The sequence below is a fragment of the Shewanella sp. MEBiC00475 genome (assembly GCF_005234075.1).
Taxonomy (GTDB): domain Bacteria; phylum Pseudomonadota; class Gammaproteobacteria; order Enterobacterales; family Shewanellaceae; genus Shewanella; species Shewanella polaris.
The window spans coordinates 2,540,387-2,562,384 of sequence record NZ_CP039928.1 but is presented as its reverse complement, the minus strand read 5'-3'; the positions used below and the strand labels follow the sequence as shown (position 1 = coordinate 2,562,384).

Sequence of the window (21,998 nt, the reverse complement as noted above, 5' to 3'; positions counted from 1 at the left end):
CAGTATATGTGTTTAGTTACAAATCAGCACTAAGTGAAAAGCGACGTGATGTCATTCGATATCATGTCGTTTTTTTATGCGGACGAGAGACTCTCTTCCCTACAAAAAATAACGGCCGTCATCAATAAATGATAACGGCCGTTTGATGCTTTATTACCTCAAAGAAAGGAAGTGTATTTCACACCTCTATTCAGTGAACGTCAGCATTATTCAAGGGATGTCAGTCTATGACCTAATGCACTTGTGCTGTCTGGCGTCAGTACAAAGGTAAAATTACTGTCGCCACTTATATCTAAAGAATCAGACTGATAAATGAGTGTTTGAGTGCCATTATCAGCCTCATACACTATGTTAATTTCATAAAAATCTTCAGGTAAGGTTGTACTCTGTTCTTCAACAAAGTCTAAGTCAGTCAAGGTATATTCTGCGGTTTCAATCGTTTCTGAAGCACGCACAAAATACACGCTCAGATCATCATAGTCATAAGATAAATTGACTACGTCAACTTTGTATTCATAAGCACGGGGACGAAGGTCTTGAGTAATTTCCATTCCTTCCACTGAACCGTCTTCGTTTTGATATACAAGCAAAGATTTCACATCATCTTGTTCAAACGTCACTAACAAGTTATTAAATAATTGCGTTTTGGTTGTAGCATCTTTTGCTGTGATCCCGTAATCGTTAAACGAAGTTGATTGGTAATCAGATACTGTAAACGGCGAAATATCATATAAATACTGAGTTTCTTGCTGACTAGCAATATCAACATCAATGCTTTGAGATTCAAGGCCATTAAATACTCGATAGTCTGCTGTTGCTTCCAACGCAGCATAATTATCTACCGTAGTGGTCGAGTCAACACTGTCGATGTTCACTTTAATATCACCAGCACCAAAGCTATTGCGGATAACCAATTTATAAACCGTTTCCGTGGTTAGATCCATGCTGCCAGTGGTATAAATTACATCTTTAGTACCTGTGTCGGTCAGATAGACAATGTAATCTTCGGTATCTAGAATGGTTGAATCACTGTAGCTACCGTACCCTACACTGCCTAACATTACCGCGTCATCAATGGTTTGAGTATCAAGTGAAATATACGCATCAAATGTGCCTTCATCAGTTGCTACGTTGGCAATAAGTACCTGCATTTTACTGTACTCATAATCATCATCTGCGTTAAGATCATCCATATCTTCACGATTGTAATTAATATCCAGTAATTGTGGATCTAAATAATCACCATACAACACAAATAAATGGTTATCATCGTTATCCATGTCAACAGTATCACTGTAAATAGATACCGTTTCACCATCTTCATCTTGACCATAAATTTCTAAATCTGCATCGCCCGAGCTGTAGCCATAACGCGGCATCGCATCAGCAAAATCGATTGAAGTATATGAGTAGTCGTCAAGTACTAGTGATGTAGAAGTACTATTAGGCGATCCATTATAATATTGCACATAAGCGTAGTCAGAACTGCTATCGCTACTATCATCCGATCCACAGCCGAATAATAAGGCCCCAACAGCTGACAAAATTATCAATCGGCTTGCTTTCTTGTTAAACATAATTACTCCATTAACCACTAAGTTACATTTGCAATATTATGACCCCATATATGCGTCAACAACTGTCAAGAAAGGTAAAGTAAATATATAGATCGTCAAGATTGACTATTTTGGTTATAAAAAAACCTCTTATCAGCAGATAAGAGGTTAATCATTTGGAAATCTGGCTTAAGTTAACTCTTTTTAAGCTAGGTTTTTTAGCCTATTTAGTTACCAGCAATTTTCATTTCGTTCAGTAAAATACCACCAGTACGGATTGATGAACGTAAATCGCGATCCTTACCGACACCTTGGATACCCATAAACATGTCTTTTAAATTGCCAGCAATGGTAATTTCTTCTACGGGATATAACACTTCGCCGTTTTCAACATAAAAACCTGCCGCGCCGCGAGAATAATCACCGGTGACGCCATTAACACCTTGGCCCATCACTTCTGTAACAATTAAGCCGGTATTCATCATCTTCACTAAGTCATCAAAGGTTTGATTGGTGTGGCTCAAGGTCCAGTTATAAATACCGCCTGCATGGCCTGTGTTGGTCATACCTAATTTACGAGCGGAATAGCTGGTTAACAAGTAAGTCTCTAGCTGGCCGCGATCAATAATACGACGGTCTTGAGTCGCTACACCTTCACTGTCGTAATTGGCACTAGCTAATGCACCAATTAAATGTGGTTGTTCTTCAATGCTAAACCAGTCTGGGAATATTTGGGTGTTCAGTGCTTCCATCAAGAAGCTCGACTTACGATAAATACTACTACCACTAATTGCACCAATTAAATGGCCCATTAGACCTGTAGCAATTTCAGGGGCAAATAATACCGGCATTTTCGCAGTGGCAATTTTACGCGCATCCAAACGACTTAAGGTTTTGTTGGCTGCTTGTAAACCTACCGTTTCAGGTGACAGTAAATCTTGGTATTTACGGGCAACGGTATAATCGTAATCACGTTGCATATTGCCATCAGACTCTTCGCCAATAACAACACAACTTAAACTGTATCGCGAACTACAATAGCCATTCAAAAATCCATGACTATTACCATAAACTCTAGCGGCAGTATGCGCATTAGCACTCGCACCGTCTGAATTACGGATCCGACTATCAACCGATAAACTCGCTTCCTCAGCACGTATCGCTAACTGAGCTAACTCTTCTGCATCAATATCTTGCGGATGGTATAGCTGTAGGTCTCGAATATCTTGCGCCATCAAGGCCGGATCGGCTAAGCCACTAAAAGGGTCTTCTGAAGTATATTTTGCAATACCGTCAGCCGCCTTCACTGCTTGGCGAATAGCCTCAGGGCTTAAATCTGATGTGGATGAATTTCCTTTGCGACCATCTCTAAAAATAGTAATGCCTAAGGCACCATCTTTATTAAACTCAACCGTTTCAACTTCTTTTTCACGGGTCGAAACCGATAAACCTTGCTGCTTACTAATGGCCACCTCAGCGGCTGTCGTACCTAACGCTTTGGCGTATTCTAATGCAACAGATACAGCGTCTTTTAACGCCGATAATTCAGAATCAATTCTAGGTGTTGGTTCACTTGCGCTAGGCGCTGAAGAAGGATGAGAAGCCACAAATTTACTCTTTGATTAGTCTAATTGACGCTAGCATATCAAATTCAATTGGCGATTGATAACAGGGCATTTATATCACAACCTTTCATCAATAAATTCTGCATATTCTGGGCCAAATAAATGTTATCATTAGTGCATATTGACTTGAGGTTTATGACTATGAAAATTGTTGGCGATTCAGAGCTATTTCAACAACCCTATGATAATGATGACAACTATGTCAGCAGAACAGGTGTAAAAAAAGAAAGTGAGGATGCTCAAGCACTTGGTATGCGTTTGATTGCCCTGAGCAAAACTCAATTAGACAAAATGGGTTTAGATGAGTTTCTATACGATGCTATTCTAAAAACAAAACTGATTAAACAAAAAACCGAAGCCTATCGCCGTCATATGCAATACATTGGTAAGTTGATGCGCGGATTTGAGCATGAGCCTATTGAAGCAGCACTCGATAAAGTGTTAAACAAAAACAATAATGAAGCCGCTCAAATACAGATTTTCGAAAAAATGCGTGAGCGTTTATTGACTAATGGTGATGATGAAATTCAAATATTACTGGATCTACATCCACAATTTGAACGTCAAAAATTGCGTCAACTGATCCGCCAAGCCAATAAAGAACTGGCTAAAGGGACGGAATCAAAATCGTCAAAAGAATTGTTCAAATACTTACGATCTGAAATTAAAGACTAAATACGGCTTAAAGAGAATAAGGATGTTGCTAATGCGGCTGAAAATGGTAATTCGCACACTATTGTTATCATTAACTTCAATGGTGTTTTTTACAGGTTGTAACGGTGCCGCAGACGGCAGTGATTTAGACACATCAGATGACACTTATAGTTTATCGGTGAGTTATCAAAATGTGGTCAATGGCCAATGTGATGCTAGCACCTATGAACTCATTTTTGATCTCGATGACAGCTTTTGTGCAGTGGCACAGCTAAAATTGGGTAGTGCGAATGTTAGTGGTGCACTGATCCAATTTAGCACTACCAATGCCAGCTTAAGCCAATCTTCTGTATTAACTTCATCTTCTGGTATTGCGACGACTATAGTTAGCTCCACCAGCACAGAAGCGGATACCTTAACGGCAACCTACACATCAGATGATGACGACTCTTTTACCGACAGTCGCAATTATCAATTTAAAGAATATACCACCACAGCGCCAGTTGAAGCACTTAACTTAACAGCGTCTATTAACGATGCGACGGGCCCAATTACTCGATTTAATGTCGATAATTCAGTTCAACTAACGGCATTACTTACCGACAGTAATAATCAAGGTATTGCCAACCAAATAGTGACATTCAATGCAGGTAGTGCCACATTATCGCCTTCCACAGCACTCACTCAAACGTCGGGTATAGCCACCCTTAACTTTACGCCGTCAGATTCAGATCTGGGTGCAAGTTTACTGACTGTTACAACCGAATACGAAGACACAACCCTCACTAGCACCAGTGCTTATGAAGTATTAGCGAGTAACGATATTGCCACTGATGGCATAGTGAGGATAGGATCGTATGATGAAAATGACGAGTTTCTTGAAGGGAAATTAGCGACAACACTTATTGCAGATGCCAATGGTAATTATACCATTAGCTCAGGTGGCACATTTGGAGTAACAGCAACTCTAATAACAGAAAGCTCTGATGGCACAGTTACACGCTTGCAAAGCCCAACCAGTATTAGCTTTAGTTCAGATTGTACTACCACAGATAATGCTTCACTCGATTCCCCAGTAGCTAGCTTATCAGGTTCTGCCAACTCAACCTTTTTAGATATCAGCTGCAGTGGTAACAGTGAACGCAATGACATCATTATCGCAACAGCAACAGTTAATGGCACTAGCATAAGCGCAAGTTTGCCTTTTACTTTGGCGCCTCAAACTTTATCAAATATCAGTTTTGTATCTGCTGAACCAAACCAAATTCGCATTAAAGGTGCTGGCGGAACGGGTACTACAGAATCTTCTTTGGTGACTTTTTTAGTGACAAGTGCGAGTGGTCAACCTGCAGTACAACAGAAAGTAGACTTTAGTTTAGATACCTCCGTTGGCGACTTAAAATTTATAAGTGGTGAAATAACAGATAGTAGTGCCACCAATTCAGAAGGTTTGGTGAGTGTCAGAGTACAAGCGGGTACTGTCCCGACGCCAGTACGTGTAATGGCATCAACTTCTGACGCAAACCAAACTATTACAACCCAATCTGAACTATTGACCGTCAATACCGGTTTACCGCAACAGTTAGGTTTTAGTCTTTCAAGATCAATCGGTAACCCAGAAGCTGGCGATAACAATGGTGAAGAAGTCACCATTACAGCTTATGCCTCTGACAGCTTTGCTAACCCAGCACCAGATGATACCACCATCAATTTTACCGCAGAAGGTGGCCAAATTGAGCCATCGTGTACCATAGTAAACGGAACATGTTCAGTCACTTGGACCTCTGCATCACCTCGGGTGAGCGATCACCGCATCACCATTTTAGCTTATGCCTTAGGACACGAAACCTTTTTTGATACCAATGGCAATAATGTATTTGATGATGACGATGGTGGCGTGGTTAATGGCTGCTTAAGCGGTACAACGTCTGTAGAGTGTAGTGGCAATGGTATGGATGTAGAAACCTACCATGACGGCGGCTTCGTTGATTTACCCGATGCCTTTAGAGATGATAATGAATCAGGCACACATCAATCAGGTGAACCTTACTTTAATATTCAAGCCAGTGACACATACCAAGCGGCTGATAGTAAATTTAACGGCCCACAGTGCCAAGGTAGCTTGTGTGACAGCGATGCCATGACCACTTATATCCGTAAAGCGTTGGTATTAACAATGTCAGGCTCTAACGCCAATTTTGTAGTGAGTCAAAATGGCACTGTCATTAATGATTACGACACTGATATTCAGCCTATCGCACTAGATGAAACTGCTCAGTTTGATGTAGTACTCACAGATAGCGCTAATCAAATATTACCTTTTGGTACAACCTTAGCCGTTACTAACACCGAAGGTGATTTGCAGTTCTCCGGCTATACTGTGCCTAATAAGACTGCAACCGGTGGAACATCAACTTCATTTACCTTGGAAAATGTTGGAAATGCTGGTATCAGCCACGTCACACTGACAACCACGACGCCTAAAGGTGTGGTCACTGAATTGAAGTTTTATGTAACCTTGTCATAAACAAAAGATTGTTCTTAAAGCCTGCTATTTAAGCAGGCTTTTTTATACTTGGCATTAACAAATATGTTGATACAATAAGATATGTTATACGGTATTAAATCGATACTTTGTTGAAATAAAGAGCTATTTCCCTAACTGACCTTATGTTCAGTTTACAAATTGTTCAACTAGTAAATAGTGCACAACATCCTTCGTTTCGATATCATCAATAGCATCTGTAAACAGGGCTAGTTTACTATTTCGAGGGACCGATTTATGACTCTCGACGCATACTAAGGAATAATAATGCGCAAAATTTCTCTACTTTCTATCTTATCAGCAGGCGTACTACTCACCGCTTGTGCAGCTAAACCACCCATCGTGGCTCAAAACAAAACGGTTGTCGTCAATGACCAAACTATCGTGCTTGGTGGATCCTATGATAAAGAAAAAAATAAACTGCAACTGACCGCCAATGGTGATCCGATCATGCAGGGTCGATTCCCGCCAATGACTCCTACTCAAAACCTTAATGCCAACTTTAAAGATATGAAGTTTAAAGGTGATTGTTACTTTGGTTCGGTACTCGGAGATCAGGGTGGAAGCTTTGGTATTGTTGCTAGCATTGTTCAATCGGCAAAATCGAGCACTGCAGACAAATGCGACATCTTTATCGATGGCACCAAGCAAGAAACACTGTACTTCTAGTTAGACACATTAATTAAGCGCTAGCCCTGCTTACTTCCTTGCTAAACTATAAGACAAATAACTTCGCACTGTTATAGTGCACCTCTTATTTAATAAGGCACTAAATTAATTCAATGCTCAAATAACAAATGAGTTAATAGACTGTTTTAACTATAGTTTACAGTATGGTCTAATCTTTGCTGTTACAAGTATTATAACCTTACCGCTCGTCAGCACTTAATCGAGTGTATTACTGGTGTCATCACTTTTATGTAAACGTTACTAGAGTGACTTGATGAATAGCCCTTGTTGAGAATTGAATGATCCCTTTACACACATCTATGCGCGGCCTACGTTGTTTTTGTGTTGCAGCAGAATGCTTGAGCTTTAAAGAAACCGCTAAAAAACTCTACCTCACTCCCTCAGCGGTAAGCCATCAAATTAAGCAGTTGGAAGGCTCATTAAACCAAGCCCTATTTATTCGCCAAACTCGTGCAGTAATATTAACCGAAGTCGGCATCCGCTTTTATCAAGAAGTTGAACCTATCATGCAGCAACTGGTGAATACGGTAAGTGAATTTAGCCAATCAGAACGCATGTTAGAAGTTAGTATTTCGATGCCAGAATTTTTTGCCAGTGAATTATTTATGCCCAAACTCATTGGTTGGTCATCCAAATACCCCAACATCAATCTTAAATTAGAAACCATCAAGTCACGTATCGACACCATCAAGCATACTGACGTCTCAATTATGCTCTCTGGTAAGCAACAGCCTAGTGCAGATGTGTATGACTTATTTCCAATCACCTATATTCCGGCGTGCAATGCATCAGTCCATGCAGAGTTATCATTGCAAGGCTTTAAAGCATTAACTCAAGTGCCATTAATATTGCATAAAGCTAGGCCACACGCATGGCATCAATGGGCTGAAAGTGTCGGATTTGATGGTTTTCAGCCGAAACAAATTATCCAATTAGACAGTATGTTTAGTGTCGCGCGCGCGGCAGAACAAGGACTTGGAGTGGCATTAATCCCGCTTCCCATTAGCCAGGCATGGTTTGATAACAACACCCTTCAGTCATTATTTCCCCATCCACTTTATAGCCATGACCGCTATTACCTCACCCGTCACACCAATGAACAGCAGCGACCAGAAGTGCAATTGCTAATAGATTGGATCCTTAAAAGCTTTCATGATGAAAGCCATTAATTATCGCCTCTTAACCCTGGGGCAGGCTAAATAGTTTGCCATTAAAAACACGTATTAATGTTTGGTAAAAAACCCAAACAATGATGATTGTAGAAACAACAATCATCACTTGTGCTAAATATGCATAAAAAACAAAACCAGTTTGAGCAAACATAACCAGTGTTGCTACTGCCATTGCCGTTAAAGGGAAAGTATAGGCCCAAGCAGAAATATAAAACTTTTTACCCAAGAAGCTTCTACACATACTGAAAATCAGGATGGTAAAAATGAGTGCGATATTAAAAAGCATGGTCCCAAAAAAATCCAACTGATTACCATTTATATTTAAATATGCAATCAAGCTCGCCGCTGGCGGTGCGATTAAAATGAACAGTGTTGGAATAAATTGCTCTGCAATAGGACCGTGAAAAATAATACGATTAATCAGTATAGGCAGCAAAATAATCCAAAAAAATATCCCTACACTAAAGAAAAACATCAATACGGGAATAGGTACAATGCCGACACCGCCAAAGGGAGCAATCAAATTACCCACTATAGGGATCATCCACGCGGGTGTTGCATGTTGTAATTGCATATCGTTATTCATCCAAAAAGAAAAGCAATAACAAGTCACAAAAAGCTCTAATATCGCTCCTATCCACCAGATAACTGACGCCCCAGGGAGGTCTAAGTTACCCAAAATAGTGGCAATCAACAGAAATGAAACTGCAATAGCGCCAAAAAATACTGATTTAACTTGATGTCGTAACTCTTCCAACACAGCATCTCTATGCACAATACATTTAATTAAAAAAGTAATAGATACCAACGCAAAAACAAGTATCGTTACACCTGCTAAAATTTCTCCAATAATCTGAGGATAATGTAATACGGTCGTGGCACGTAAATACATCAGCGTTAATCCAGAAAGCCCCATTACTGAAGAAAATAACATCACTGCAAAATTTCTTAACTTAGAAGGTTTTTGTTGAACGACCTCTTGAGACTTCATCAAGCCCAACCCCTTTTATTAATCGTTATTTTACGATTATTAAGCGCCTGAGCATTATTTTTGTCAAGTCTAATAGTAAGTTGTAAGCCATACTTTTATAATGTTCAATGTACTTTAACGATGATGTCATCTAATTACGGAGGAAAACGAAATGCTGTCTAAACAAAATTTATCCAATGATATGTTTAGTACCACAGAGGATGAGCGGGCAAGAGAACAACAATTCGCCCTCATTGCTAAAGCATTATCGCATCCAGCTAGATTACGTATTTTAAAAATTCTAATAAAATTAGATGACAGGGAGGGAGGTTGTTTAAATGGCGCACTGGTTCCCCATATCGGATTGGCTCAGTCAACCGTTTCAGAACATCTTCGCGTGTTAAAAAAATCAGGCCTTATTCGTGCCGAATCGACACCACCTAAAGTGTGTTATTTCATTAATAAAGAAAAATTAAAAGCATTTAGTATTCTGTTAACTGAAGATTATTTATAACCCACAAATAAACTCCCCCCGCCCGAACGCCCTATTAATGCCGATTCATTACTTCTACCTGATATAAAATCAGAACAATACCAAGAGAATCGTCTTTCTTTTCAAGAATGTGAACTCCAAACATAATATACATTTCCTAACAGGATAAAATCATTCAGTTGATCCGATACTAAAAATTAAAAATTTGCATCCTTTTTATGTTTTTTACGCCTTAACTTACGATAAGAAACGTCATCAGGAATAATAATGCAAAACTTACAAAATTATTTTAAGTCGGATTGAAACTTGATCGTAACAAATTTCTTGTCAATCACTTGGTATTTCATGCCAAAGTCGACGCGAGTCAAAAGCAAAGTGCAGAACAAGCTAAATATTAGGAGCTTAACATGCGTGATGAAATCAAAATTACATGCGTTAATATTTGTTTTTTAACTTAATTAACACTCAATAATTGTTAATTTTTTAAATTCGCTTCATTTCAGTTTTCACTGACTCGTTATATAAGATGCCCGCTATATACGAATGTGACTAACTTATAGGCAACAAAATTAATAAAGAACAATAGACTTATGAAAATCATATCAATAAAAACAATTGTCTCCTTGCTCATTGTCATTGCTTTGATTATTGCTGGTGTAACCATTATCAGTCATAAGAAAACAGCGATGCAATCCATTCCTCCTGCTAAAACTTATGGCTTGGTGGTGCCGGTAAACACAGCCAGCATTTCAACCGTGGTGCTAACCTTGCCTTATTTAGCCGAGGTACAAAGTGATAGTAATGTTGATTTAGCTTCAAAGGTCACGTCACGTGTAAAAATGATCGTAACCAGTGGCACCAATGTTAAACGAGGTGATCTACTGGCAGAACTTGATGCGGGAGATCTATTGGCGCAAAAGAAAAGTCTTGAATTTAAAATAGCAGAAATGGGCAATCAGATTAAAGCTAAACAAGCCGATCTTAAAAGTTTACAAATTAGCTATAAACGCAATACGAAACTGCTCGATATTCAAGCGGTTTCACAAGACAAAATTGATACTGATAATGCCAATATCGAGAGCATGGAATCAACAATCGCAGGCATGAAAAACAACGTGGCCGCATTAAAACAAAATATTCGTGAAATCGATGACAACCTCAGTTATACCAGCATAAAATCACCAATAGATGGCGTGGTAAGTAAAACCTTTATCGCCGAGGGGGGCATTGCCACTGGTGGCAAATCACTATTAAGTTTATCCGGTGGCAACACAAAAAGATTACTGGTGCGCGTTTCCGATAAAGTCATTCCTAGCGCCGTTATTTACCAACAACAAAACTGCCCAGTACATTCACTTAACAGCACTGATAACGGCTTAAACGAATACAGTTGCCAGTTGCAAACAACCGTATCGGCCGGTAACCGAGTTGAAGTAAAACTGATTGTGTATCGCGGTAAAAATATTCTATTACCCACAAATGCCGTATTGCAAAAAAATGGTAAACAATATGTTCTTCTTGTCGAAGGCGATACAGCGGTGGCTCACCAGGTAACCATTATCGCAGAAGGCAGTGAAGGATTATTGGTAGACGGCATAAAAGCGGGCGATGAATATGTCGTTGCTAAACCCGACATTCTACTTAAGCTGCTCACGGGCATCTCTATTATCCGAGCTAATTCGTAAAGGGTTATAAAATGTTTAATTATTTTTATCACCGTTCTTACCTGACTTTTGCACTGATTATCGCTTTGTTTATTATCGGCGTAATGGGATTAATTTCCATGCCGAAAAACCTATTCCCAGATTCAGATCGTCCTACCATTATCGTCATCACACAAATCTCAGGCGCCACAGCAAAGGTTGCGGCATCAACGGTCTCCAAACCCATCGAAGAGGAGATATCTCGGCTTGCAATGATCCGCGAAGTTAGCTCGGTTAATGTGGCAAACTTTTCTATTGTTAAAGGTGAGTTTGAATATGAAAAAGGATTAGATGCTGCTGCGGTTGATGTTAACAATGCACTATCGATAGCAAGCAGTAAATTACCCGCTGGCGCAAACCCAGCAATTTATACTTCTGGTGCTTTTACTCGGCCTGTCGAAGTGATTACATTATCTTCAAAAAACAGTAATTTGACCTTACCCGATTTACGTAAAATAGCCGACAGCTTTATAAAGCCTTATCTTCTAAGTAAACCTGATATTGGTAATGTAGAAGTTTTTGGTGGCTATCAAAGTGCGATTAATATCGAACTTGACCCACTTAAAGCTAAAAAATATGGTTTAGATTTTAACAAAGTCGCCAATGTTATTACTGCCACAAACAAAGATATGCCGCTAGGGTTTCTTAAAGGTAAAAATGGCTTTTTTACTCTGACCTATTACGGCGATTATGCCGATATTGATAGTGTAAAAAACATATTTGTTGCGCCTAATGTTCATTTAAAAGATATTGCCAAAGTCAAATGGGGTTACCAAAAACGCTTTAGTGGTTATATGGGTAACGGCAAAGAAGGTATCGCCATGGCAGTGCAACGAGCTCCCGGTGGCAGTGTACTCGATGTTAGCAAGGCGACACGGACCGAACTTGAAAAACTAAAAGTACAATACCCCAATATCGAATTTCAAATTAGTGATACTCAACGCGACCTCATCGAAACCGCAAACGATAATATGCTGGAAGCATTACGTGATGCCGTTATTTATACCCTGATTGTAATGATGTTTTTTCTCGGTAACTTCCGTGCAATTATTGCTGCAGGCTTATCGATCCCACTGGTCTTTTTTGGCACCATAGCCATTATTTACTTATTCGGTGGAGAGCTGAATATTGTGGTCTATACCGCCATCATCTTAGCACTCGGCATGTTGGTGGATGATGCAGTTGTGGTTCTTGAAAATATCGAACGGCATATAAGCGAGGTCAAAGAGGATTTAAACACCGCGATTGAAGAAGGTACCAAAGAAGTTCTGTCTCCGATATTTTCCGGCACCGTCGCGACCATCGTAATCATGTTTCCGCTGATGTTTGTCGGTGATTTCCCGCAGCATATCTTTAGACCCTTAATATCAACACTGATCATCGCACTGCTCGTTTCGTATTTTCTATCAATAACCTTTATTCCAAAATTATCGTTATACCTCTATAAAAATGGTACTCAAAAAAATCGTATCGAAAAATTTTTTGAACGACTTTACCAAGCCTCTTTCGGACGCTTAGTCGCCCCTTATATCAGTATTCTGCATTTTACCAATGGCCGTTACGCGGTGTGGCGCAAACTATTGTTAACCGTCGGTGTACTGGCCTTACTGATTATTAGTGTGTCAAACATTATGCCCATTATCGGCAAAGACACTATGCCGCCGATGGACACTGGGATTATCAAAGCCCACATTGTCTTCAGCGCCAATGACCGCGTAGAAGACTCAGAAGCCAAAATGAAACCCTTTTTAACTTGGTTACATCAGCAACCAGAAGTCACTATGAGTTCAGTCGCCTTCGGTTCTGAAACAGGGGTATTATCATTAGGCAGTGGTAATTTACCAAGTGAAGCCATCATCACTATTAACTGCGTCAATCGGTTCCAACGCAAAAAATCCCTATGGACCATCGAAGATGAAATCCGCGATCAATTACACACCTTATCAGGCATTAAAACCGTCGAAGTTTATGATTTTGGTGCAACGCCTATGAGTTCGATTAAAGCGCCACTGGACGTTCGTATCACATCCAGTGATTTTGAAAACTTACCCGAAATGGCCGAGAAAGTTGCACAAGCACTGGCGCCTATAAAAGGATTAACCAGTATTACCCAAAGCTGGGCAAGTGATTTTAATGAATTAAAAGTCGATATAGATACCAATAAAGCACTGAGTTATGGGCTAACACCGGCAGCCATTGCCGAACAAATACCCATCAACGGTCGGATATTATCTATGAGCGGCAGCTTATCATCAATGTCAACTCAGTACGTTCGCTTGTACCTTAAAGGAAGTTTTAGTGAGGATATCCAAAGTCTAAAATCGATGTTGATCCAAACACCCGCTGGTGATGAATTACCGCTAACAGCATTAGCGACAATCAGTAATAATCTGACCCAGGCAAAAATAGAACGTGACCAGATGTTATACAGCATCGATGTTAATGGATTCCGCACAACCCGCCCGGTAACTCATATTACTAGCGATGCCATCGAAGCACTAAAAACTGTGAATACAGCTGGTTACAATGTTACCCAGCAAGGCGACATTATATCCTTAAATGACAGCTTTACCCGTATGATCAAAGCTATCGCAACAGGTATCGTTATTTTAGCCATCACACTTATCGTCATTTATCGCTCAGTTGGGCTCGGCCTAATCATGATAGTGGTCTTGCCACTATCCCTCATCGGCGCCTCATGGGGCATGTTATTGTTTGACAAACCCAGCTGTATGCCAAGCTTAATCGGTATCTTACTGCTGTTTGGGATCATCATTAAAAACGCAGTATTACTGGTCGATTTCTATCAAGACTTTAGGAAAAAAGAATCGCCATTTGAAAGTGCCGTTGAAAGTGTCCGCGTCCGATTTCGTCCAGTCATGATGACTGCTTTTGGCACCATAGCCGGTATGATCCCTATTGCACTAGAACAAGCCGTTGGCCTAGAACGTTTATCACCACTGGCAGATGTCGCCATCGGCGGGCTTATCGTAGGTACCTTACTCACCCTAGTGTATGTACCAATGTTTGCATACGGATTCGATAGGGATAAATAACCACCTCATATTTCATAAGTGAATTTTTTTAACCCATTAATGCGTTTTATATCGTTTGTCGGTTGTCGCCCTTTTCACTAAAGTTCACCTGTAGCGCGGCGCTACCTCAATCACTTAAGGATCGACATCATGAAAAAGAGCATCGTTAATGGCCTAATTTGTGCCACATTAGTACTGACAGCATCAACAAGTGTTATGGCTGACGAACAAACTTCGAAAACCACGAGTAATGCCTACAAGATGGTATTAATTGAAGATGTGCCTGGCGTTGATGCATTACAATTTGGTGATGTTAAAGAAGGACTAACAGCAACACTATCGGCCAGTAAATTTGCTGTGGATGAGTATTCTCGCAATGTGAACTTATGCGCAGGATATATAAAATTAGCTGACATGGAAAAAGCTGAAAAAGCCTGTAGTGCAGCAGTGAAAAGTGCGCGTACTCAACCAGCAATCCCATCGATGACAGTTCGTGCTTATGCTTATAACAATCGTGGTGTGATGAAGTTAATGAGTCATGACAGCTTAGGAGCATTAGCAGACTTTAAACATGCCGCAGAAGTCGATAACAATGGTATATATCAACATAATGTTGAACGTTTAGAAGCCGCATTAAATAGCGACCAAAATGGAATGATGTAATTGGATTTAGACAAAAAAACCACTATGGTTAACGCTAATCAACCAACAAAATCCCCCAAAGCACTCGAGTCAGTGCGAACAATAGACAGGTAAATGAATACCACACCTGTCTATTGTTATTTATAAGGTAACTTTACTCATACTTATTTCGTTATGATATAGCCCATTAGACACTCTTACTGAAATGTTATGATTCAATCTTAAAGTCTTTTTGTTTATCTGAAATGGCCATAATGGCCATAGTAACAAATACCGCAAATAATCCCCATAATTGTAACCATTTAGGCATTACAGCCAACCATCCTGAACCTAATTGACCGAGTTCAATCATGCCCATAATAGCGGGAATAGCGGGAATAGCCTGAGAAGCTAACACTAATGGTTGCGGTATTAATTCAACTGGCCACACAAATCCAGACACAAATAAAATCGGCATCGACACCAGCAAATACAATTGAGTGGGTAATTCTCGACGGTAAAAATAACTGCTGAGATAAATACCTAACGCCGCTGTTGCGAGTAAAAAAGGCAACATAAAAAGACCTACTTCAAGCACAGTGGCAACCACGTTGACTTTGTACCAATAGAAGCAATAACCTAAGTAGTAGCTACTAAATAGCGCGTAAATCATCATAAAAACACTCAGCCTTGCCAGAACCAAAGTCACTGGGCGCACTTGTTGCCAATATCCAGGTTTACGCCATTGACTGGCACCCAAAATCCCTGTACCAATGAGTAATGTTTGATGCAGAATTAATAAAAACAAACCCGGTACCACATAGGGGGTGTAACCCAAACTTGGGTTAAAAGCGGGTACAGAGTTAAGACTAATAGAGTTAATAGCCTGCTGGGCAAGCTCGGGGTTTTGCCCTCGGGCCAGTAAACCGATTAATTGCACTTGTTTGCTTGCATCAATACCCGCATTAAGTAATCCCTCAACAACGGCAGCATAGATTAAAAAGTAACTTGCATCACCGCCGTAGCTTAATGTTGCGCCTTTGCCTAACATTAAATCCCGCCTAAAATTAGGCGGAATAACCAATAAACCGTGCGCTTTACCCTCTTCAATCCACGTTTGAGCTTGAGCAATACTACTTACATTAGTGAGTATTTTTATCTTTGCACTGGCATCGGCATGACGGATCAATAGTCGACTGAGTGAAGAATTATCTTGGTCAACCACCACAACAGGTTGTTCTGTTGGCACTTCGTATAAATACGGTGATGGATAAAGTATTGAGTAAAATAATACCCCGCCAAACAATGTCGTCATAATCGCTTTATCGGTCAATATGGCTTTGCATTCTGCAACGATTAACTGCCAGAAGTTCATCTATTCACCTCTGGATCCATTAGAACATCGACTTGAGCCTGTTCAGGGATTTTTTGTGCATAGCGCCCTAACACATAAAGCAAAGGCAGTAACAGTAAAAAGCCCCAATAAGATCCCATCTGGACCAACACTTGTCGCAAACCAACACCATAACTAATCACACTAATATGCGAATCAATATAATGACTAGAAGGTATGAGTAATCGCCACCATTTAGCGACAATGAACATGTCGTTTACCGGAAAAGTGATCCCCATAAATGCAAATGCTGGGGCAAATAATCCGGTACAAAAACTAACGATTCGCGCACGATCACGCACAAGCATAAAAATAACCAACACTAATAACCACAATACAATGAGCATAACCGCTTGTGCTAAGACCAACAGCAATAAAGAGCCTGAAGCGGGTAACGCTAAATATTGATATAACCACAATAGAATAAAACCACCATGGATAAGCATGATAGGGCTGTAAATTACCATTTTCACCCACACTTTAGACCAAATATCGTGAGCTAAATAGTTACGTTTACCATGTGGGATAAGCTCACGATTAACACTATTAACAAAAACCAGCATGGCTAGCAATTGCCATAAGGCAATTAATATTGGCGGAACTAAAAAGCTGACATAATTAACGTTTTGATTAAATAAAGCCGTGGTTTGATTACTGATAGGCGATAAACTCACATCGACAGTGGCTTTATTGGCACCTTTAAGCAATAGATTAACTTCACCGAAATGAGTCAATCCTTGTGCGAGACTTCGCTGTAGCTGGCTAGACAATAATCTTCCCACTAATAAATATTGGCTGTTATAGCGAATATCAATTATCGGGCGTTTAGATGTTAATAAGTCTTTTTTGAGTTGATAGGGAAAAATAACCAACGCATACACTTGTGATTGACGCATGGCATTGATCGCCGCCACTTCATTGGCATATGAATGTAGTGTAACTGATGGGTTAGCTGACAATTCTCGCGCTAGCATCCGACTGATTTGACTATTGTCTAAATCAACCACAGCGACAGGTAACTGCCTTGGTATTCCGGCACTGAATAACCACCATAAGCCCAATATTCCAATGATAGGAATATAGCTTATCAAGGCTAATTGCCATGGTGAATGCCATAAGGCTGTAAACTCACGTCTGAATAAATGCCTCATCAGTAAGCCTTATTAACGTTCTTCATGCTGATCTGCTTGAAACAATACCGACATTCCTACGCGTAAATCGGCAATCTTCTGCTTTGGGGTTAACTCCACCTCAAAGGTACGCATGTCAAAGTCGTGACCGCTTTCAGTTGAACGCCAAGTGGCAAAATCACCCATCACGCTAATGTGAGTAACAGTAAACTCAACTTGCTGCTGCAATGCTGGAATCTCTAACATTACGGATTGATCTTGCTTAAATTGCAGCAATTGATCTTCTCGGACTTGTAGCACAGCCCACGAGTCACTCATATCAATAATGCTCACTACCGGAAAACCACTTGGTGCCAACTCACCAGCATGCAATAGCACTTCACTCACTTCTGCTTTTTTAGGTGAGCGCATTTGGCTGTCTGTTAAAATCGCATTAACCTCATTAACTGCACCTTCGGCCATACGCGTTTTACCAGCAGCTGCGGCTTTGGTTTCAACTCGAGCGCCTTCTTGGATCATTTGATACTTAGCATAAGCTGCTTGTTCGGTATATTTGGCAGCTTGCCAATGAGTATAAGCTTCATCACGTTTTTGTCGTGCGACAACGCCTTCATCAAAAAGGTTTTCGATACGTTGATAGGTTTTGTCACTCAGTTCTGTCGCGGCCTTAGCTTTTAACCATTGATCTTCAACTGCCATGATATCTTGCTGTCTTTCACCATTATTGGCTTGTTGTTGCATAGCCGTTGCGGCATCTAGATTTCCTTGGGCTTGCATTAACTTGGCATCTAATTCAGGGCTGCTAATGGCAAACAAAATATCGCCAACATCAACCCGATCGCCTTTTCTGACTAAGACTTGTTCAATCCGCCCAGATACTTTTGACGAAATATTATATTCACGCGCTTCTATTTGCCCCTGCAACACCACAGGCTTAGGTACAAAAGCCAGCTTTACGCCATAACCTAGTAGCAATATAAGTAGCACGAACACCACAACCGCAATAATCTTATTAGCCCGCATAAGCTGTTCCCTGAATTTGTGTTCGGTTAATGAATTCATCCACTTGACCACTAACGGCCATCACTTTGGCATAGGCTTGAATATAACGATATTTAGCGCCTAATTGCTGGGTTTTAACCGCGGTGAGACTTAACTCTGCATCTACCCTATCAATTGAGGTAGATAAACCTTGGTTAAAAGATAATTCTCGTAAACGTAGATTCTCTGTCGCTAGCGCTAATGAAACATCTAGCGCATCCGCTTCTTCTTTGGCTTGCAACATTTGCCGATAACTCTGATCAATAAGTAAACTTAAATCTTGCTTGGTTTGTGCCTTGGTATAACGAGCTTGCAATAAAGCACTTTTCGCCGCTTGTACTTTACCACTGCGGCCATCGCGACTAATCAGCGGTATGCTCATGCCGACACCGACCATCCAATCGGGCTCTACTTGAGCAAATAAACTGTTATCTTCGTACAAGGTATAATTACCGTATAAATACACTGTAGGGTAATAACTGCCTTTTTCTAGATCCACCAAACCATTGGCTTGTGCTTCTTTCGCTTCTAGTAGTTTTAACGCGGGGTGCTGCGTTAGCGTCAGCTGACTAAGGCGTGGTAAAGATGGCTGTTGTTCTAGTAAAAAAAGTGCCGAGATAGGATCAACACTGGGTATATGTAGCATTCGCGCTAAGGCAATTTCGGCCATTTCATATTGGCGCTTACTTTTACCCCAATTAACTTTGGCATTTTCTAATGCTACTTGGGCATTTAAGCGTTCAACCTTGGCGATTTGTCCCTGTTGTTCTAATTTTTTTGCATGAGTCACATGTACAGTTAATGAATCCACCAGCTGCTTTTGGGTATCAACTAAGGTTTTTGTTACCGATACCGCATAATAACGATCAACTAACTGGAGAAACAACTCACGCCGAGCCAGTGCTAACTCTTGTTCGGTCTCGGAAACCTGTGCCGCATGTATCCCTTGAGCAGCCGTAATTTTACCGCCGGTATAAATTGGCCACATAGCTTGTAGGCTGGCACGAAACACATCTTGTTCGGTTAACGGAGTGACAAACATAGAGCTAGGAATGGTTGATAATACATCCATAATGGTACTGGACAATGAGCTAAGATCTAAATCTAAATCTTGAACATCAAATTCAAGCGGTTTTTCGAGGCGGGTATAGCTACCAGCAATATTGATAGAGGGGTAATTTAACGCATCTCCAGCATCTTCTTCCGCTTGTGCACGATTAACAAGCTGGGATTTAGCTTGAAGCTGATCGCTCACTTGCTCTAATTGCTGCCAAGCATGACTGAATGTAATAGGCTCAGCTAAGACACTCAAATTTAATAAAGAAATACTCAAACACAGGCCAAGACGATAGCGCCTCCAACTATGCGTATTGATATTACGTTGTGGAACCATAAAAACCTCAAGAGTTAACACCCTAATTTCTTGGTGGATAATAACCCAAAATGGTTATTATCACAGCGACATATCTTATAAAAATAACCCTTTCAGTTAATTAATGCCCTCTATTGCCAACTACAACACATTGAATATTCAATGTTAGGCCATCACCCCATAGCAAACGGCTCACTAAGCATAAATACTCAGCAAGCCGTTATATACCAATCCGCATTAATAAGTGACCACTCAGAATGCGTCCAGCGGTTTTTGATTAAGGCGTCGCTATGTAGTAATGGTTGTTCCCTTTCAAATAGCGAGAACGCAGAGCAAAAGCTGCTGGGGCATTCCTTTCAGGCGAGTTTTAAAAAGGCTTACACTGCGTTGCATGACTTCGAAAGAGAACCACTATTCATTCAGTCATGCGTCTTATTTAAGCCCTTTTAAACTCTCGCTGAGTCATCACTTATTAACGCGGAATGGTATTATTACAATAGCGGGTTAATGTTAAGCCGTACCGCCTACGGTCAGTCGATCAATTTTCAATGTAGGTTGGCCGACGCCGACAGGTACACTTTGGCCGTCTTTACCACATACACCGACGCCTTTATCTAAGGCTAAATCATTACCGACCATTGAAATTAATCCCATCGCTTCAGGACCATTGCCAATTAATGTCGCACCTTTAATGGCATGTGTGACTTCACCATCTTCAATTAAATAGGCTTCAGAAGCTGAGAATACAAACTTACCCGAGGTAATGTCGACTTGTCCACCACCAAAGTTCGGTGCATAAACGCCCTTTTTAACCGACTTAATAATATCGGCAGGGTTTGACTCTCCTGCATTCATATAGGTATTGGTCATTCGAGGCATAGGTAAATGCGCATAAGACTCACGACGACCGTTGCCGGTTGGAGCTTGTCCCATTAAGCGAGCATTTAACTTGTCTTGCATGTAACCTTTTAGAATACCGTTTTCAATTAAGGTCGTTTTTTGGCTTGGTACACCTTCGTCATCAATACTTAATGAGCCACGGCGGTTTTCCATGGTGCCATCATCTACCACTGTCACTAATGTCGACGCCACTTGTTGACCTATTTTACCGCTAAAAGCACTGCTGCCTTTACGGTTAAAGTCACCTTCTAAGCCATGGCCAACGGCTTCATGCAGTAATACGCCTGGCCAGCCATTACCTAATACTACTGGCATTTCACCTGCTGGAGCATCAATAGCGTTAACATTGACTTGTGCTTGGCGCACCGCTTCACGGGCAAATTCAAAGCTTAGTGGTAAGCCTGCGTCATCGGTAGCTAAAAAGATGCTGTAATCATGACGACCACCGCCACCAGCACTACCACGTTCGCGCTTACCGTTATCTTCTAAAATAACACTACAGTTAAAACGCACTAAAGGACGGATATCGGCGGCTAATGTGCCATCACTCGCGACGATTAATATCTCTTCATGCACCCCTGATAGGCTAACAACCACCTGAATAATGCGACTGTCTAGGCTACGAATATAAGCATCGGCTTGTTTCAGAAGATCAATTTTTTTAACTTCATCCATAGCAGCAATCGGATCAGCACTGTCATACAGTTTATGTGCAGTTTGACGTTTAAAAGCTTGTACCTTTTGTTGCTCACCTACACTGGCAATACCACGGGCCGCTTTTGCTGCTGCATCAAGGGCTACAGGGCTAATTTCGTCAGAATAAGCAAAACCGGTTTTTTCACCACTAATGGCTCGTACGCCTACCCCACGTTCAATGTGGAAACTACCTTCTTTAACAATGCCATCTTCTAATACCCAAGACTCATGGCGGCTACCTTGGAAATACAGGTCTGAAAAATCGATATTGTGCTGATGAATAGTATTTAAGTAACCTTGCAGTCCATCTAAGGTTAATCCATCTTGTAATAAACTCTGCTCTACTTGGGCTAAAAATGGCATTAAAACTCTCTTTTTTAATTGGTAACGCTTACTGTGAAC

16 protein-coding genes are annotated in these 21,998 nt (G+C 40.6%); 8 read left to right on the top strand and 8 right to left on the bottom strand.

Translation table 11 applies throughout. The features are described from left to right. Positions 1–206: 206 nt before the first annotated feature. Together FCN25_RS11335 and pmbA are read right to left on the bottom strand one after the other, a co-directional pair. Positions 207–1,577: a hypothetical protein gene (locus tag FCN25_RS11335; RefSeq protein WP_137224827.1), complete on the bottom strand. Its 1,371-nt coding sequence runs from the start codon at positions 1,575–1,577 to the stop codon at positions 207–209. 206 nt (positions 1,578–1,783) lie between these two features. Then, positions 1,784–3,163 (bottom strand): metalloprotease PmbA, encoded by a 1,380-nt coding sequence (gene pmbA, locus FCN25_RS11330; protein ID WP_137224825.1) that lies wholly within the window; start codon positions 3,161–3,163, stop codon positions 1,784–1,786. Positions 3,164–3,322: 159 nt separating this feature from the next. Here pmbA and yjgA point away from each other — a divergent pair, with 159 nt between their 5' ends. The 4 genes from yjgA (at position 3,323) to FCN25_RS11310 (ending at position 8,239) form a co-directional block, all read left to right on the top strand. Then, the gene (gene yjgA, locus FCN25_RS11325) at positions 3,323–3,856 is read left to right on the top strand and encodes a ribosome biogenesis factor YjgA (RefSeq protein ID WP_137224823.1); all 534 of its coding nucleotides are present in this window, start codon (positions 3,323–3,325) and stop codon (positions 3,854–3,856) included. 31 nt (positions 3,857–3,887) lie between these two features. Continuing rightward, positions 3,888–6,362 carry an Ig-like domain-containing protein gene (locus tag FCN25_RS11320; protein WP_137224821.1) on the top strand — a complete coding sequence of 825 codons (2,475 nt, stop codon included), beginning with the start codon at positions 3,888–3,890 and terminating at the stop codon, positions 6,360–6,362. Positions 6,363–6,647: 285 nt separating this feature from the next. Next, positions 6,648–7,049, top strand: a complete 402-nt coding sequence (locus tag FCN25_RS11315; RefSeq protein ID WP_137224819.1) for a hypothetical protein — start codon at positions 6,648–6,650, stop codon at positions 7,047–7,049. Positions 7,050–7,348: 299 nt separating this feature from the next. Next, positions 7,349–8,239 (top strand): LysR substrate-binding domain-containing protein, encoded by an 891-nt coding sequence (locus tag FCN25_RS11310; protein ID WP_206194435.1) that lies wholly within the window; start codon positions 7,349–7,351, stop codon positions 8,237–8,239. 10 nt (positions 8,240–8,249) lie between these two features. Here FCN25_RS11310 and FCN25_RS11305 read toward each other — a convergent pair whose 3' ends face one another. Beyond that, on the bottom strand, positions 8,250–9,233 hold the full coding sequence (locus FCN25_RS11305) for an SLAC1 anion channel family protein (protein WP_137224817.1): 984 nt from the start codon (positions 9,231–9,233) through the stop codon (positions 8,250–8,252). A 151-nt stretch (positions 9,234–9,384) separates the two neighbouring features. Here FCN25_RS11305 and FCN25_RS11300 point away from each other — a divergent pair, with 151 nt between their 5' ends. From FCN25_RS11300 to FCN25_RS11285, 4 genes are all read left to right on the top strand, one after another. After that, on the top strand, positions 9,385–9,726 hold the full coding sequence (locus FCN25_RS11300) for a helix-turn-helix transcriptional regulator (RefSeq protein ID WP_137224815.1): 342 nt from the start codon (positions 9,385–9,387) through the stop codon (positions 9,724–9,726). A gap of 569 nt (positions 9,727–10,295) precedes the next feature. Beyond that, a complete protein-coding gene (locus FCN25_RS11295; protein WP_137224813.1) occupies positions 10,296–11,390 on the top strand; it encodes an efflux RND transporter periplasmic adaptor subunit in 1,095 nt (364 codons plus the stop codon). A gap of 11 nt (positions 11,391–11,401) precedes the next feature. Then, positions 11,402–14,464 (top strand): efflux RND transporter permease subunit, encoded by a 3,063-nt coding sequence (locus FCN25_RS11290; RefSeq protein ID WP_137224811.1) that lies wholly within the window; start codon positions 11,402–11,404, stop codon positions 14,462–14,464. 129 nt (positions 14,465–14,593) lie between these two features. After that, positions 14,594–15,106, top strand: coding sequence for a hypothetical protein (locus tag FCN25_RS11285; RefSeq protein WP_137224809.1), 513 nt, complete (start codon positions 14,594–14,596; stop codon positions 15,104–15,106). 187 nt (positions 15,107–15,293) lie between these two features. On the opposite strand, the gene FCN25_RS11280 is transcribed toward FCN25_RS11285, so the two are convergent. The 5 genes from FCN25_RS11280 to tldD all read right to left on the bottom strand — a co-directional run bounded on the left by FCN25_RS11280 (position 15,294) and on the right by tldD (position 21,959). Continuing rightward, entirely contained in the window at positions 15,294–16,439 is a 1,146-nt protein-coding gene (locus FCN25_RS11280) for an ABC transporter permease (RefSeq protein ID WP_137224807.1), read from the bottom strand. Next, positions 16,436–17,608, bottom strand: coding sequence for an ABC transporter permease (locus FCN25_RS11275; protein WP_137224805.1), 1,173 nt, complete (start codon positions 17,606–17,608; stop codon positions 16,436–16,438). Before FCN25_RS11275 ends, FCN25_RS11280 begins: the two co-directional genes overlap by 4 nt. Positions 17,609–17,620: 12 nt before the next feature. Then, complete coding sequence (locus tag FCN25_RS11270; RefSeq protein WP_137224803.1) at positions 17,621–18,610, bottom strand: HlyD family secretion protein; 990 nt, start codon at positions 18,608–18,610, stop codon at positions 17,621–17,623. Further along, entirely contained in the window at positions 18,600–20,021 is a 1,422-nt protein-coding gene (locus FCN25_RS11265; protein WP_137224801.1) for a TolC family protein, read from the bottom strand. Before FCN25_RS11265 ends, FCN25_RS11270 begins: the two co-directional genes overlap by 11 nt. Before the next feature lie 489 nt (positions 20,022–20,510). After that, a complete protein-coding gene (tldD, locus tag FCN25_RS11260; RefSeq protein ID WP_137224799.1) occupies positions 20,511–21,959 on the bottom strand; it encodes a metalloprotease TldD in 1,449 nt (482 codons plus the stop codon). Positions 21,960–21,998: the final 39 nt, after the last annotated feature.